Raw genomic sequence first — 15945 nt, 5'->3', positions numbered from 1 at the left:
TCCTTTCTATAAAGTATACAAATTAACTGATATTAAAAATATCTCTAGTATACACTTTCTCTTTTACATCAACTAAATCATCGGCAATCCGATTAGAGATAATCACATCCGCCTGATCTTTGAAGACTTGTAAATCTTGAATAACAGGATATCCTTGGAATTCAGAACTAGATAAAGTTGGTTCGTAAATAATTAAATCAATATCATGTTCTGCCAAACGTTTCATAACCCCTTGAATAGATGATGCTCTAAAATTGTCTGACCCTTGTTTCATGGTTAAACGGTAAACACCAACCGTTTTTGGCCGACGTTGCATAATTTGATTAGCAATATGGGTCATCCGCGTATCATTTGAGGTCACAATGGCAGAAATCAAATTATTTGGCACATCTTTAAAGTTAGCTAATAACTGCTTAGTATCTTTAGGTAAGCAATAGCCTCCGTAACCAAAGGAAGGATTATTATAATGCGAACCAATTCGTGGATCAAGGCCCACCCCTTTAATTATTGACTGGGTATCCAATCCCCTTACTTCAGCATAAGTATCTAACTCATTAAAGAAAGAAACCCGCATTGCTAAATATGTATTAGCGAATAATTTGACAGCCTCAGCTTCAGTTGACTCCATAAACAAAAGATCAATCTGATCCTTTTTAGCTCCTTTTTGCAATAATTCAGCAAATAAGTGAGCTTGGGGGGAATCATCCCCTACAATAATCCGTGACGGATAGAGATTATCTTTTAAGGCTTGGCCTTCACGGAGAAATTCAGGTGAAAAAATAATTTGTTGGTATTTTTTTTCTTGACGCATACGTTGGGTAAAGCCAACAGGTATCGTAGATTTAATGATAATCGGTACTTGCAAACCGCGTTCGAGAACGTCATCAATGACTGATTCAACTGAACTCGTATCAAAGTAATTGGTCACTTCATCATAATTCGTTGGCGTTGCAATAATAACCATTTCCGTTCCTTCATAGGCCAAGTCACGATCGATGGTTGCTGTAAGATCTAATTTCTCATTGGCTAGATAGTATTCAATCTCTGGATCTTTGATATGAGATTGACCTTGATTAATTAAAGATACAATCGTGGAATTGACATCTAAAGCTACAACTTGATTATGTTGAGCTAATAAAATAGCATTTGAGAGGCCAACATAGCCTACTCCTACAACTGTAATTTTCATTATTAATCTTCCCTTTCCCCTATTGGTTTGAACCGGAGGATACCGGTGGTGTTGGTACTGGAGTCGGTGGTGTCGTTTCTACCGGTGGCGCTGGAACCGGCTCCGTTACTGGCGCATCCGTTACTGGTGGTGGAGCAACAGTATCTGAATTCGGTGGTGTCGTAGGTTCTGGCCGCGGATTTACTGGATAAGCCGGACTAATCGGCCCAGGTTGATACGTCGGCGGAACATAGTTTTCCACAGAACGTATTTCCTGAACAGACTGCTGTTTTGATTGGATTGCATCCATTTGTTCTTGACTTAAACCAGTTGGATATTGATTGATAACAATGGCTGAAGCCTTGACAAAGTTAGGCTGGTCTTTTGCCAAAGGATCAACTAAATCGCTGATTTTTATTGGGGATAAGCCCGTATGTTGACGCAACTCATTAGCCACTTTTACACGGGCGCTTAAAGGAATGTAGAAATAGAAGATTTCATCAACATATAAATCCTCTAATTCTTCAAATTTCACTGAAGCAATATTTTCTAGGGCCGGCAAATAACTTTTATAAATGTTTAACGCCGTTGAAAGATCAAAATTGGTCCGCGTATTTTTCGCAATCACTTCTAAAAGTCGAGGATAGTTCGAAACCGCATCAAGACTTAACATCTTATCAACCAATGCCTTGATAACCATCTTTTGTCGTGTTTGCCTTCCCATTTCACCTTCAGGATCATCGTAACGCATACGGGCAAAATTCATCGCTTTGACGCCGTTAACTTTTCGCTTTTGTCCTTTGACAAATTTGGTTCCACGATACTCAAAAGTTAAAGGGCTAGTCACTTCAATTCCGCCTACTGCATCGACTAATTCTACTAAACCATTCATATTAACGACCGCGTAATAATCAATTGGCACGTGCAAATAATTTTGTACTGTATCAATTGAAAGTTCAACCCCACCAAAAGCATAGGCATGATTAATTTTATCCGGACCGTCTTGGCCTTTCATTACCGTATAGGTATCACGAGGGATACTTAACATCTTAGTTGTATGTGTTTTAGGATTGAGGGACACAATCATCAAGGTATCTGACCGACTAACATAACCATCTTGGGCTTTACGAGCCAAATTATCATCATCTGTACCCAGAAGGAGAATATTTAATGGCTCCCCATCTTTAACCGACACTTTCTTTCCCCGAAGATTCTTTACTACTACCTCTTCTTTAATAGAATTAAGGGTTGAACTTAAATGAAAATACGCTTGGCCAATTGTTAGGGCAAACCCAATTAAACAAACGACCAGAAGGCTAAGTCCCAATCGCTTTGTATTAAGTTTTCCATTCGTCTTTACATAAAAATGCTTTATTTTATTGTATCCCATTGTATCGTTATAACTCCTCTTGCTGATCTACCACTCGCACCAGCGCTTCTATTCACAATAACCTTTCGGATTTTGACTTTGCCAATTCCATGAATCACGGCACATATCTTCTAGTGTCTTTTCAGTTTGCCAATTCAATTCTTCCTTGGCTTTGCTAGCATCAGCAAAACAAATATCGATATCGCCTGGACGTCTTGGCGCTAAACGATAGGGTATTTCAATGTGATTAACGGTTTGGAAAGCTTTCACTAAATCTAAAACAGAAAAACCTATACCCGTACCCAAATTATAAACTTTAACTCCAAGTTGCTCTTTATTTTTCTCTAGGGCTTTTATATGGCCTTTTGCTAAGTCAACAACGTGAATATAGTCACGTACCCCTGTACCATCATGCGTTTGATAGTCTTGTCCGAAGACACTTAATTCCGGCAACTTACCAATCGCTACTTGCGTAATATAAGGCATTAAATTATTTGGAATCCCATTCGGATTTTCTCCGATTCGACCTGATTCATGAGCACCAATAGGATTGAAGTAGCGCAACAAGGTAACAGACCATTCTGAATCAGCTTTAGCTAAATCTTGCAAAAGATGTTCGATGACTACTTTCGTATAGCCATATGGATTATTAGCAGTATCTGTTGGCATACTCTCTTTGAGTGGCGAAGGATTGTCTTCTCCGTAGACTGTAGCGGATGACGAGAAGACGATATCTTTTACCCCAGCGTGATTCATCACCTCAAGCAAAGCAACCGTTCCTTCAATATTATTGTGATAATACATGAGTGGCTTTATTACAGATTCTCCAACAGCCTTGTAGCTAGCAAAGTGGATGACCGCTTCAATTTCATTCTCCGCAAAAACTTGAGTCATAGCCGCTTTATCTAGTATATCAATTTGATAAAATTTAACTTTCTTACCTGTAATTTCCTCGATGCGATCAAGCACCTCAATTTGGCTATTGTATAAGTTGTCAACAACAACAACTTGATAATTTTGTTCAAGCAATTCTACTACGGTATGGCTGCCAATATAACCTGCCCCACCTGTAACTAAAATAGCCATGATATCACCTCTTATAATTTTTCATATACCGTGCCATTATAGCATAATTTTAAAAAATAAATGTTAAAACTTCTTTAGCTTCCTTACCATTATAAAATTTATATTTGAACATTTCGAGGATTATTCGCGTCAATTTAATAGAATCTCATAGTAAAAGATAAAAACCTGTCAAGCGTCGCTTAATTTGCTATAATAAACACGATAAATTCATTCTTGTCTTCAAAATTGATGAAGACCTATTCAAATTTAATTAAGGAGGAAATATAATGCCCCAAGCATTAATTATTTTCACGAGTTTAACGGGTAATACCGAGGCCTGCGCTGATTTCTTAGCCGATGCCTTAGAACAACACGATATTGAAGTTACGATTGAGGATGTCATGCAAGCTGATCCCCACGATTTTCTTGACTATGACATATGTTTAGTCGGTACCTATACCTACGGAGTCGACGGCGTACTTCCTGACGAGATGTTAGACTTCTACGACGATCTTCTCGAGCTAGATTTAACCGGAAAAGTTTCAGGAGTGTTTGGCTCAGGTGATACATTCTATGAAGTCTTCTGCGGAGCAGTTGATACCATGGAATCCGCATTTTTAACAGTTGGCGCAACAAAAGGTGGCGACAGTGTTAAAGTAAACTTGAATCCAGAAGAAGAAGACGAAGCAAACTTGCAAGCACTAGCTGATTCAATTGCAGCTAAATTTAACTAAGACTAGGAGATATTTAATATGACTTTAGCTAATTTCGACCAACTATTAAGTAAATACGCTGACTTAATCATTTATAAAGGACTTAACGTAGGACCAGAGGATTATGTCCAAATTAATGCTGAAGTCGAGCAAGTGCAACTTGTTCGCTTAATGGTTAAAGCAGCCTACCAAGCCGGGGCAAAAGATGTCATCCTCAATTGGACGGACGATGTGATTAACCGCACTCATTTTGATCACCAATCCCTCGAAACTTTAACCGATATTCCTTCATATAAAATAGATGAGGCTAACGACCTAATTGCAAAGCGAACTAAAAAAGTGGCTTTAAGAGCGTCTAATCCTAATGCCTTAAAAGGTGTTGATCCACAAAAATTGCAAGCTGCAAGTGCAGCCTCGGCAAAAGCCTTTAAAGATATCCGGATTGCTACACAAGCCAATGTCGTATCATGGATTGTGTGTGCCGCAGCTGATGCTGATTGGGCAAAATTAGTTTTCCCTAATTTAGCGACCACTGAAGAACAAGTAGATGCCTTATGGGATCAAATCTTCAAAACAACTCGCGTCTATGAAGATAACCCAATTCAAGCTTGGAACCAACATGAAGCAACACTAGAAGAAAAGGCGACTTTCTTAAACGAACAACAATTTGACGCCTTACATTATACGGGGCCAGGGACCGATTTAACACTAGGTTTACCTGCCAATCATCGTTGGGAAAGCGCTGGCTCACTTAACCAACAAGGAGAGAGCTTTATTGCTAACATGCCGACTGAAGAAGTCTTCACTGCCCCAGATTGGCGGCGGGCTGATGGTTATGTTGTTAGTTCAAAACCTCTAAGTTACAATGGCGTTGTGATTGACCAAATGACCTTCCATTTCGAAGGAGGTAAAATTACTCAAGTAAGTGCCAGTGAAGGACAAGAGACCCTTGAGAAATTAGTCTTTGAAAATGACGGTGCCCGTTCTTTAGGTGAAGTGGCCTTAGTTCCTCACAAATCGCCAATCTCACAATCAGGCATTATCTTTTTCAATACCTTATTTGATGAAAATGCTTCAAATCACTTAGCCATTGGTCAAGCCTATGCAACTTCAGTTCAAGACGGTACCCAAATGTCACAAGATGAATTAGCCGCAGCTGGTCTGAATCGTTCAGACGTCCATGTTGACTTCATGATTGGTAATGCTGAAATGAATGTTGATGGAATTCGTAAAGATGGCAGCGTTGTCCCTATCTTCCGTCAAGGTGAATGGGCAATTTAAGTTTAAACTACTAACTATTCAATCCAGAAAGGGGTGCTCTTTTGGTCCAACAAAAGTTACCTTATCAATTAAACGTTGATCCAGAAATGGCAAAGAAAATTGACCGTCGTTTAGATCGAAGTGGCTGGTTTTACCTAGTTGTTGTCATTGGTCTTTTATTCCTTGTGCTTTATTTGATGATCTCGCTTTTCCGTATTCCTACCAATGAATCCATTCATCAATATTCAGAAAATCAAACTCGTCTCGAGAAACGAGTTGAAGATTTAGAAAATCAAGTCAAGGATTATCAGCAACGCCTTGAAAAAATTGAGGAAAAAGCCAACTAACCCTGGCATATGAAGGAGAATACTGATGAAGATACTACATATTAATTCTTATTTTTCAACATCAGGCCTATTCAATCAACTATATGATCGCCAAGTTCGGGATGGATTAGCCATTAAAGTCTATGTTCCCATCGCCAAAGAATTTCCGGCTGACCGCTTAGCCACGTCGGGAGATTATACCCTCGTTAGTCGCACGTTTGTCCAACGCGATCGTTTTATTTTCCCATTAAAACATCAATCTATTCTAAAAGATTTGCGCGAACAATACGCCCTTGAGGACTTTGATTTAATACATGCCCATTCGCTCTTTTCTAATGGATGGTTAGCTTGGCAAGTCAGTCAACAATACCAAACTCCGTATGTTGTTGCCGTTCGAAATGCAGACTTACGTACTTTTTTCCAAAAGATGCCGTGGATGCGGGCAACTGGGATCAAAATTATGCGGGCTGCCAATCAAATCATCTTCATAAGTAAAAACACTTACGAAGAGGTGTTTCAAAAATATATTCCTGAAAAGTACCATCAAGAACTTAAAGCAAAATCACAAGTCATTGCCAATGGCATAGATCAATACTGGCATGATCATACCTATACGAATAAACCAGCTGTTTTTCATCATCCCATTCGATTTGTCACAGTAGGTAAAGTAACAGCCGGTAAACGTTTCTTACAATTAGCAGAGATGATTCAAAATTATTCTGAAGCCGTTCGCCCGGCCGAACTCCATATAGTTGGCCCTGCTTGGGATCAAAAAATTGTTAAGAAATTTGCTCAATTTCCTGCTGTATCCTATTATGGTGCTCATCCTAAAGAGGAATTGATCCAACTCTATCGGCAGATGGATATCTTTGCTCTGCTCTCTTCCCCTGAAACCTTTGGTTTAGTCTATCCTGAAGCGATGAGCCAAGGTCTACCTGTTATCTATACTAAAAATGAAGGCTTTGATAGTTTCTTCGCTAATTATACTGTCGGAGTCAGCGTTGACAAAAAAGATCAATTGGGCTTTAATAAAGCTGTTGATTTCATCATTAAACATTATCCTCAATTAGTTGAGAATGCTTTAACAAGCATTGAATACTTTGAGTGGGAACAAATCCACCAAACATATTGTCAACTTTATGAAGATTTACTAACAAAATAAAAGGAGTCTTATCGTCATGGTTAAAGTTAGAAAAGCTGTCATTCCTGCTGCAGGATTAGGAACTCGTTTCTTGCCTGCTACTAAGGCAATGGCCAAAGAAATGTTACCAATTGTTGATAAACCGACCATTCAGTTTATCGTAGAAGAAGCTATTGCTTCAGGAATTGAAGATATTCTGATTGTTACGGGCAAGAGCAAACGGTCAATTGAAGACCACTTTGACTCTAACATCGAATTAGAGGAACATTTACGCCAACAAGGAAAAAATGATTTGCTTGATCTAATCAAACAAACTGCCAACCTTAATCTTTACTTTGTACGCCAACCTTATCCTAAAGGATTGGGTCATGCTGTCTTACAAGCCAAAGCTTTTGTAGGAAATGAACCATTCGTTGTCATGTTAGGCGATGACATCATGGAAGATGAGGTTCCACTAACCAAACAACTCATTGATGTCTACGATCAAACTCATGCTTCAAATATCGCTGTCATGGAAGTACCCCATGAAGAAACTTCTAAATATGGGATTATCGCTCCTGAACGCCAATTGGATGACGGCGTATATAATGTAGAACGATTTGTGGAAAAACCAAAACCCGAAGAAGCACCAAGTAATTTAGCTATTATTGGTCGTTATCTTCTTACACCAGAAATCTTCACTATTTTAGAAAACCAACAACCTGGAGCTGGTAACGAAATCCAATTAACGGATGCTATTGATACCCTTAACAAAACGCAACGTGTCTTTGCTAAACGCTTTGATGGCAAACGTTATGACGTGGGTTCTAAAATCGGCTTTATGGAAATGAGTATTGAATACGGACTTAAACACCCTCAAATTAGTCAAGACCTCAAAGAGCTTATTAAAGATTTAGGCCACCGTTTAGAAAATGAAGAATAATTAGAATAAATATAAAAGCGACTTTACTGACAATTATCCGTCTTTAATGTCGCTTTTTTTATATTATTTTCTTGTTATTTTGACTAGCCAAATATTTTCTAAGATAAAGTTCTCCAGATTCAAATAAAGAACTCTAGAAAAAGATTGGATGAGAAATCCCTCCCATTCTTAACGTCGGAATTTTGTTATACTCGGTTTGTAACCGTCTTGGTTACAGGATACTTTTGTTTAACGGTTAAATTGCGCTTACTTTAAACTAAAAGGATTCAATTCAATTAACATTTAAAGGAGAATTTATGCATGAGCGTTAATAACGAAGTCTTAGCAAGAAGTACAGAACTTGCTCCTAAAACTTTAGGATCTCATACTGTAGCCTTTTCACACTACAATAACTTTTCAGCTCAATTACCAGTTGATCCAAAATCTGGTCAATTAGTTGAGGGAGGAATTAAAGAACAAGCCACTCAATGTTTTGAAAACTTAAAAGCGGTTATCGAAAGCATTGATCATGTCTTAACTGATGTTGTTCGTTTAACTATTTTTGTCACTGACATCCAAGACGTTGACACCATTAACATGGTTCAAACAAGCTTCTTCCCTACATATGTTCCTGCTCGTACTGTTGTTGCAGTTGATGCTTTACCAATGGACGCTAAAGTGCAAATGGATGTTATCATCTCTAATGGTGAAGGTACTATTCCTAACGCTCCACAAGCAGGCGATTTAATCAAATTAACGAATAATACATATAATGCTCCTGTATCAGCTTTATCAACTCAAACAGTGGCTTTCTCTCACTACAATAACGTAACAGCTCAATTACCAATCGATCCTAAAACAGGTCGCTTAGTTGTTGGCGATGTTAAAGAACAAGCTATCCAATGTTTGAAAAACATCAAAGCTGTTCTTGAAAGCATCGATGTTCCACTTGACGATGTTGTAAAAATGAATGTTTACTTAACTGACTTAGCTCACTTAGATGTGGTTAACGAAGTTTACAAAACTTTCTTACCAGATTCTGGTATTGCTCGTGCCGTTAACTACTTACCAGCTCGCACAGTCGTTCCTGTTGCAGCTCTTGAAATGGGTGCTCTTGTTCAAATGGAAGCAACTGTTTCTCATGGTGACGGAACTCCTCCACAAGCAATCGAAGATCGTCATGGTTTAATCGTCGAACACAGCAACACAGATAAAGCACCAAAATGTGGTTACTCAAGCCAAACGGTTGCTTTCTCTCACTACAATCATATCTCTGGTCAACTACCAATCAATGCTTCAACGGGTGAATTAGTTGCAAGTGATGTTAAAGCACAAGCTCAACAATGCTTCGACTACATCCAAGCTATCATCGAAAGCGTTGATCACGTTATGGCTGACGTTGTTAAAATCAATGTTTACATGACTGACTTAGGTCAAATGGCTGACGTAGAAGATGTATTCTCAGCTGTATTTGCTGAAACTAAACCAGCTTTACGTTTCGTTGGTGTTTCTGAATTACCTAAAGGTGCTTCAGTTCAAATCGACGCAACAGTTGGTAACGCTGAAGGAACTCCTCCAGTCGTTAAATAATTCATTTTTAACTAATCAAATAAGGGTTGTCACAATTGTGACAACCCTTATTTTTATTGGTCATTTTGTTTAGTCATAATAACGGGACCATCTTTGGTAATCGCAAGAGAATGTTCATACTGAGCACAATAACCCCCATCTTGGGTTCGAGCCGTCCAACCGTTATCATCCATGGACATTTTCCAAGTCCCCGTCGTAATCATTGGTTCAATAGTGATGGTCATGCCTTCCTTCAAGCGCAATCCCCGCCCTTTTGTCCCATAATGGGGCACAGCCGGCTCTTCATGGATGGTTGGGCCGATACCATGACCAATAAAATCACGCACTACCCCAAAACCACGAGCTTCAGCATATTCTTGAATAGCCGCCCCGATATCACCAATCCGATTACCAATAACGGCCTGTTTGATACCTTCGTACATCGCTTGGCGAGTCACTTCCATCAATTCTGCAATCCGGTCGTCCACTTGACCGACAGCATATGTCCAACAAGAATCAGAGATAGCGCCATTCAAGTCAACACAGAAATCCACTTTAACAAGATCGCCTTCCTTAAGCACTCGCTCAGAAGGAAAACCATGACAAATTTCATCATTGACCGATGTACAGGTCGCATATTCATACCCTTCAAAACCAATTTGAGCAGCCACTGCTCCAGCTCCTTCAATCCGTGTTTGTACAAACTGATCGATAGCTTTAGTTGTCACCCCTGGTTTGATAAAGTCTCTAAGCTCTTGGTGAATGCCCGCTAAGATAGCTCCTGATTCTGTCATTTGTTGTATTTCTCTTTGTGATTTTAAACTAATCATTATTTTCTCCTTACTATTTTGTTTCTTGCCATTCCAAGCCAATAATGCAAGCATCTTTAGCTTGGGTAACGTTTCGAATCACCACTTGATCCTCTATGATTGATGACGTGTCAGCCCTCAAAAGAGTATCAATCTGAACTTGGTCAGACGGTAATAGTTCGTTCAGATACTTGACTTGAACTTGCTTTAGTTGAGCCTGTTGCCACCGCGAACTCGGTAACTGGGCAAAAGCCCACCGTAAATAAACTAAATTGTTAACATGATGATTCGCATCGATATCCTCTGCTTGAATCACATGAGCTACAGATTGATATGTTTCAGCTAGCTGCCTCCTAAGGCCACGGATACTCGGACTCTTTGCAGGATTGAGAATGTATTCCAGTCGAGAATCGTCAACATTAATTCGACCCATTTTTCGCTGATTCAGGTCAAAAAGAGCAAATTGGGTGTCAATTTCAATATAAGCAATTGACCCTTGTCTCACCGTAAAGCGTCGAACAATAAAAAAGCGATTCAATTCAATGATTGCCGTATCGATCCATAGATCTCGTGGTAAAACAAGGTCATGGTTTAAGCGGATTTGATATTGAGTAATTACCCAAGACTGACCTGTGGCTAACAAATTAAGTCCTAAACTTTCTTGAATTAATCGATCATGTTGATTGGCTATATTTAAGGCTTGCTCTATGATGTCAGTCAAGTCCTTCAATGGGTTTCTTACCAACGAAGTCTCTTCGGACAAGTTAATCCTTTGCCTAAAATTTTTCAAATCCACCTAATCACCTCTTTCAATTCCTATATTATAGACTTTTCATGGCTTCTTTGCAAAAAAAGATCGTCCTAATCTTTAGGACGATGGGTCATTAACTGAGCGCGCTGATTAAAGAATGTCTTGTATGATAAATAGGTCGCAATAAAAGACCCTATTGCTGTAGCCCCCACAAGCATAAACATCACCATAATTTGATACAAGATAGCTTTTGTAGGATCTATCCCAGCAAACATCAATCCAGACATCATCCCCGGTAAGGAGACCAAGCCAGTCGTCTTGGCAGAATCAATGGTTGGCTGCATACCACTCCGGATAGTTAAGCGAAAGATATCACTGGCAGCTTGTTTAGGAGTGGCCCCTAACGCCAACATCTCCAAAACGCCCTGTTGTCGATCATGAAATAACTGTTTCAAATTTTGATAACAAATGCCAATGGCTTTCATAGTATTGCCGGCAATCATCCCAGTAATCGGAATTATCTGTGCTGGAATGAACTTTAACGACCCTGAAAAGATTAAAATCATAATGGTAATAGCAGAAGTCACCGTTAAGGCAATCACTGAATTTTTAAATACATGATCCATTCCTCTTCCCCGTTGAGCCGCATTCCAAGCTGCATTAAAGACAATCACAGCTACCATTGCGAGGGTTACCCAAGCCTGATTCATTCGAAAAATACCAGCAAGTAGATAACCCACGATCAATAGCTGAATGACCATCCGTGCCATAGCAATTATGAGATCTTTTTCAAGCTTAAGTTGCTCTTTATAGGAGATAACAAAGGCAATCAAAACCAAGGAAAAAGTTAAAGTTAAAGAGATAGGGGTAACTTGTAAGTTATTATCCATATTTTATGCACCTTCCTCTTCATTTTCTGCTGATCCTGATTTTGATTCTAAGGATTCCTCATCATTTGATAATTGTTCATCCACTTCATCATGTTGACCTTTAAGTTCAATTCGTCGATCAGCTTTGTTTTGTTCTTCTTCGTGATGACTTACCATTACAACTGAAATCCCAGATTCACGACGAAACTCGTCCAACCACTCCCAAACAAGATGTCGCGTCTTCGTATCCAAAGCACTCGTCACTTCATCTAGTAATAATACTTTTGGTTCGAACAAAACATTTCGTACTAAAGCAACTCGTTGTTTTTCACCACCAGATAAGGTGTTAATTTCCTTTTCCAAAAAATCAGCCGACAGTTGAACGCGTTCTAATAATTTCAAAGCTTTAGCTTGGTCAAAGTTTTGCCGCCTAATCTCAAAAGGAAAACGAAGATTATCACTAACTGTTTGCCCAAATAAAGAGGCAGTTTGAAAACAGTAGGAGATTTCTTTACGTAATTCAATAGTAGAATATTCTTCTACTGCTTTATCTTGATATCGATAAGTTCCCTGAACCTTTAAATTTGGATCATGTAACTGAGCCAAATATCTTAATAACGTCGATTTACCACTACCCGATGGTCCTGTAATGGCTACGAAGTCACCTGATTCAAGCTTAAAGCTGACCGGGCCTAAAATCGTCTTTTGTTCACTCGCAATGGATATATTATCTACCTCAATCATTTCGACCCACCTTTGTTTAGAATAATTATAAATAATTATAACATAAGATGGTTCGATTAGCTTTCAATATTGTCAGTAATGAGACCCTCGATTTTAGTAATCGACAAGTAAAAAAAGCTAGGTGTCAACAGACAACCTAGCTTAGTCTTATATTTTTCAATTAAACTTTTTTCAAAATAAATGAGACAATTAAAATGAGAATAATCGCTCCCAAAAGTGATGGAATTACAGCAAAGCCACCTACAACAGGTCCCATCGTATCGAAGAATTGGTTCCCTAGCCATGATCCTAAAAATCCGGCGATAATGTTTCCGATTACGCCGCCAGGAATGTCTTTCCCTAAAATTAGGCCAGCTAACCAACCAATGATACCACCGACAATTAATGACCAAATCATATTGTTCACCTCTTCTATTAGTATATTATCCAAGAATCAACTTCTTGATAGTATTATCATAAAGCATGCCCTTCGAAAATGCGAATAATATGCTCAAAACTTGTAAAACTATATGAAAAACAACAAGTCAATTTGTCATTAGTCGCTATCGCATAGTCACAAATTCCTCTGATCCTGTTGGATGAATAGCAACCGTTGCGTCAAAATCTGGCTTGGTTGCTCCCATTTTTATAGCTACAGCAAAACCTTGAATCATCTCATCAACCCCGTGACCGATTGCATGGAGTCCGACAATACGTTCGTTAGGTCCTTGACAAATTAATTTAAAGACACAAGCTTCGCGGTGAAAAGCAGCAGAAGCATACATTGAATAAAATTTGGCTTGATATACCTTAATTTGCCCTTGACCATATCGCTCTTCAGCTTGCTCCTGACTTAAACCGATACTCCCCATAGGAGGATGAGAAAAAATTACTGTAGGAACATTATCGTAATCAATCTTAGAACTTGGCGCTTGATTAAACAAGTATTCGGCCAATTGGCGCCCTGCTCGAATTGCCACGGGCGTTAAATCCAATTTCCCAATAACATCTCCAATCGCATAAACACCATTTGCATGCGTTTGGTGCCCCTCATCTACTTGAATGGTGCCCTCCTTATTGACTTTAATTTGTGTCGTTTCAAGTTTTAGTTGCTGAGTATTAGCCTGACGGCCGACCGCCATAATCACGCGCTCTACTTGAACAATAGCTTGATTATCTTGATAACAGACTAATTGTTGGCTGACTTCATCGCGTTTAACTTCATCAATCCTTACATGACTGTGAAGATGAATCCCTGAAGCTTTAGCCGCGTGCATCCATTCTTGACCCAACAAAGCATCAAATTGTCGCAAAGGGCGATCATGCCGAATCAGCAAATGCGTCTCTACTCCAAAATCGTTAAGCAAATTAGCTAATTCTAAAGCAATATAACCCGCCCCTACAATGGCAACGGATTTTGGGAGTTTTTGCCAAGCAAAGAAGTCATCTGACGTTTCGCACCATTGTGCACCTGGGATATCTGGCTTAATCGCTCGACCTCCTGTCGCTATGATGATATGGCGTCCATAAAGGTCTTCTCCATTTACTTGGACGATATGATCTGACTTAAATGTGGCAAAACCTTCAATTAAATCAATGTCATTTTTATTAAAGCGTTGCAAGTATGCTTGGCGCGATCGCTCAATATAAGCTTGCCGCGCTTTTAAAAATTGCCCATAATCAAAAGATTTATCTTGCACTTCAAAACCATATCCGGGTCCATAATGCTCAATAGCTTGATTAATTCCAGCTGCATACCAGCCAATCTTCTTCGGAACACACCCTAGATTCACACAGGTGCCACCAATTTGCTTAGCTTCGATGACAGCAACTTTAGCTCCGTATTCTGCAGCACGGTTGGCAGCCGCAATGCCACCAGAACCCCCTCCAATGGTAATCAAATCGTATTCTTTCATCTTTATCCTCCCCTAATTTCCCAATCATTTTGCTTATATATTCTACTATAGTCTCCCATTTTACGAAAGTTAGAGGATTGGGAATAAAAAAAGCAACCTCTTAAAGGTTGCTACAGTTATTTTCTTGACCAAAATGATGATTGATGGCTTGCTCATAATAATCAACGAGACAGCTTGCTGCTGCTTGCCATGAATATTTTTGCGCCTCACTTCGTGCTTGCAAGCCCATTGCTTGCATCAATAATGGCTGATCTAAACAATCCAAAGCTTCAATTAAGCTAGCTTCATTATGACTTTCGAAGCAAACACCTGTTTTCAAAGGCTGAATTTGTTCTAAAGTTGGACCACTTTCAGCAGCAATAACCGGTAAACCAGATGCCATCGCTTCAGAAATAACTAGGCCAAACGTTTCTGAAGTTGATGGGAAAATAAACGCATCCGCTGTGGCAAAAGCTTTTGCTAATTCTTGTCCAAACTTAAAGCCTACGAATGTCGTCTTAGTCCCAGCAAAAAGGCGTTCAAGATTTTCTTTTTCTGGTCCATCACCAACAATTGCTAAGCAAATATCGTGGCGATAATTGAAGATAGCTCGCAACTGGTCAATATCTTTTTCAGCTGCTAATCGACCTACATAAACCAATAATTTTTGATCAGGCAAACCAAAGGTTAGCTCTTGGTAAAGGTCTTGATCAAAGAATTCGGGGTCGCGTTGACTTAAATCAATACCTCTTGGCATAACCCCATGCACGTCAATTGCTTGCTCTTCTAATTCTTGAGCTAAACTAGCAGAAACAGTTAAATTAATATCAGACCCTTGGTGCCAAAAACGCAAATATTCCCATAATAAAGGCTTCAACAAAGGTAGATGGTAATGATCTAAATAATTAGGAATATGGGTATGATAGGAAGTTAACAAGGGAATGTCGAGCTTTTTGGCATAATGAACTGCCGAGGTTACCATAATAAATGGATTCACAGCGTGAACCACATCTGGTTTGAACTCTTTTAGAATCTTTTTGATGGCCTTATTTGGCTTGCCCCATGGTCGCGAACCATACAAGGCAAAATTGAAGGTCTCCATACCATAAACGGGAATTCCTTGATATTCAGTGATTCCCAAATCAGGCGAAATAATAATGACTTCATGGCCCATACGCTTCATTTCCACAGCCATATTAGCAAAACGAGTACAAATCCCATCCGTTGCCGGCAAAAAGGTTTCAGTCGCAATTGCAATCCGCATCATGTCACTCCCAATCGTTTCATTCTACCTCTACTATATAAAATGAATATTGAATTCATGCAAATACTCTGTAAAGAATATGTAAACTTCGATTGGAAGTGCTTTGGTATTCCCTAAATGGT

General features: G+C 39.2%; 16 protein-coding genes. 6 read left to right on the top strand and 10 right to left on the bottom strand.

Annotation, left to right across the window (positions count from 1 at the left end):
• Positions 1-22 precede the first annotated feature (22 nt).
• The 3 genes from EIH20_RS05595 to galE are packed head-to-tail and all read right to left on the bottom strand — an operon-like array spanning position 23 to position 3623.
• A complete protein-coding gene (locus tag EIH20_RS05595) occupies positions 23-1189 on the bottom strand; it encodes a nucleotide sugar dehydrogenase (RefSeq protein ID WP_124058596.1) in 1167 nt (388 codons plus the stop codon).
• 19 nt (positions 1190-1208) lie between these two features.
• Positions 1209-2558 (bottom strand): LCP family glycopolymer transferase, encoded by a 1350-nt coding sequence (locus tag EIH20_RS05590; RefSeq protein ID WP_124058593.1) that lies wholly within the window; start codon positions 2556-2558, stop codon positions 1209-1211.
• A gap of 48 nt (positions 2559-2606) precedes the next feature.
• On the bottom strand, positions 2607-3623 hold the full coding sequence (gene galE, locus EIH20_RS05585) for a UDP-glucose 4-epimerase GalE (RefSeq protein WP_124058591.1): 1017 nt from the start codon (positions 3621-3623) through the stop codon (positions 2607-2609).
• Positions 3624-3889: 266 nt separating this feature from the next.
• Here galE and EIH20_RS05580 point away from each other — a divergent pair, with 266 nt between their 5' ends.
• The 6 genes from EIH20_RS05580 (at position 3890) to EIH20_RS05555 (ending at position 9533) form a co-directional block, all read left to right on the top strand.
• Positions 3890-4336 carry a flavodoxin gene (locus tag EIH20_RS05580; RefSeq protein WP_124058589.1) on the top strand — a complete coding sequence of 149 codons (447 nt, stop codon included), beginning with the start codon at positions 3890-3892 and terminating at the stop codon, positions 4334-4336.
• 18 nt (positions 4337-4354) lie between these two features.
• A complete protein-coding gene (locus EIH20_RS05575; protein ID WP_124058587.1) occupies positions 4355-5596 on the top strand; it encodes an aminopeptidase in 1242 nt (413 codons plus the stop codon).
• 41 nt (positions 5597-5637) lie between these two features.
• Positions 5638-5922, top strand: coding sequence for a DUF805 domain-containing protein (locus EIH20_RS05570; protein WP_124058585.1), 285 nt, complete (start codon positions 5638-5640; stop codon positions 5920-5922).
• A 25-nt stretch (positions 5923-5947) separates the two neighbouring features.
• Entirely contained in the window at positions 5948-7063 is a 1116-nt protein-coding gene (locus tag EIH20_RS05565; protein ID WP_206424108.1) for a glycosyltransferase family 4 protein, read from the top strand.
• 16 nt (positions 7064-7079) lie between these two features.
• The gene (gene galU, locus EIH20_RS05560; RefSeq protein WP_124058581.1) at positions 7080-7964 is read left to right on the top strand and encodes a UTP--glucose-1-phosphate uridylyltransferase GalU; all 885 of its coding nucleotides are present in this window, start codon (positions 7080-7082) and stop codon (positions 7962-7964) included.
• 300 nt (positions 7965-8264) lie between these two features.
• A complete protein-coding gene (locus EIH20_RS05555) occupies positions 8265-9533 on the top strand; it encodes a RidA family protein (RefSeq protein WP_124058579.1) in 1269 nt (422 codons plus the stop codon).
• 53 nt (positions 9534-9586) lie between these two features.
• Here EIH20_RS05555 and map read toward each other — a convergent pair whose 3' ends face one another.
• The 7 genes from map to EIH20_RS05520 all read right to left on the bottom strand — a co-directional run bounded on the left by map (position 9587) and on the right by EIH20_RS05520 (position 15823).
• Positions 9587-10342, bottom strand: a complete 756-nt coding sequence (map, locus tag EIH20_RS05550; protein ID WP_124058577.1) for a type I methionyl aminopeptidase — start codon at positions 10340-10342, stop codon at positions 9587-9589.
• Between the two features lie 13 nt (positions 10343-10355).
• Positions 10356-11042, bottom strand: coding sequence for an acyl-ACP thioesterase domain-containing protein (locus EIH20_RS05545; protein WP_164470882.1), 687 nt, complete (start codon positions 11040-11042; stop codon positions 10356-10358).
• A 140-nt stretch (positions 11043-11182) separates the two neighbouring features.
• Positions 11183-11962 (bottom strand): ABC transporter permease, encoded by a 780-nt coding sequence (locus EIH20_RS05540; RefSeq protein WP_124058573.1) that lies wholly within the window; start codon positions 11960-11962, stop codon positions 11183-11185.
• A gap of 3 nt (positions 11963-11965) precedes the next feature.
• On the bottom strand, positions 11966-12685 hold the full coding sequence (locus EIH20_RS05535; protein WP_124058571.1) for an ABC transporter ATP-binding protein: 720 nt from the start codon (positions 12683-12685) through the stop codon (positions 11966-11968).
• Positions 12686-12845: 160 nt separating this feature from the next.
• Complete coding sequence (locus tag EIH20_RS05530) at positions 12846-13082, bottom strand: GlsB/YeaQ/YmgE family stress response membrane protein (protein ID WP_124058569.1); 237 nt, start codon at positions 13080-13082, stop codon at positions 12846-12848.
• A 145-nt stretch (positions 13083-13227) separates the two neighbouring features.
• Positions 13228-14580, bottom strand: coding sequence for a glutathione-disulfide reductase (gorA, locus tag EIH20_RS05525; RefSeq protein ID WP_124058567.1), 1353 nt, complete (start codon positions 14578-14580; stop codon positions 13228-13230).
• Positions 14581-14680: 100 nt separating this feature from the next.
• Positions 14681-15823 (bottom strand): glycosyltransferase family 4 protein, encoded by a 1143-nt coding sequence (locus tag EIH20_RS05520; protein WP_124058565.1) that lies wholly within the window; start codon positions 15821-15823, stop codon positions 14681-14683.
• Between the last annotated feature and the right edge of the window lie 122 nt (positions 15824-15945).

The organism is Vaginisenegalia massiliensis (assembly GCF_900604935.1).
Classification (GTDB): Bacteria; Bacillota; Bacilli; order Lactobacillales; family Aerococcaceae; genus Vaginisenegalia; species Vaginisenegalia massiliensis.
Note: the sequence above shows the minus strand (reverse complement) of the source record. Positions and strands in the feature narration are given on the sequence as shown.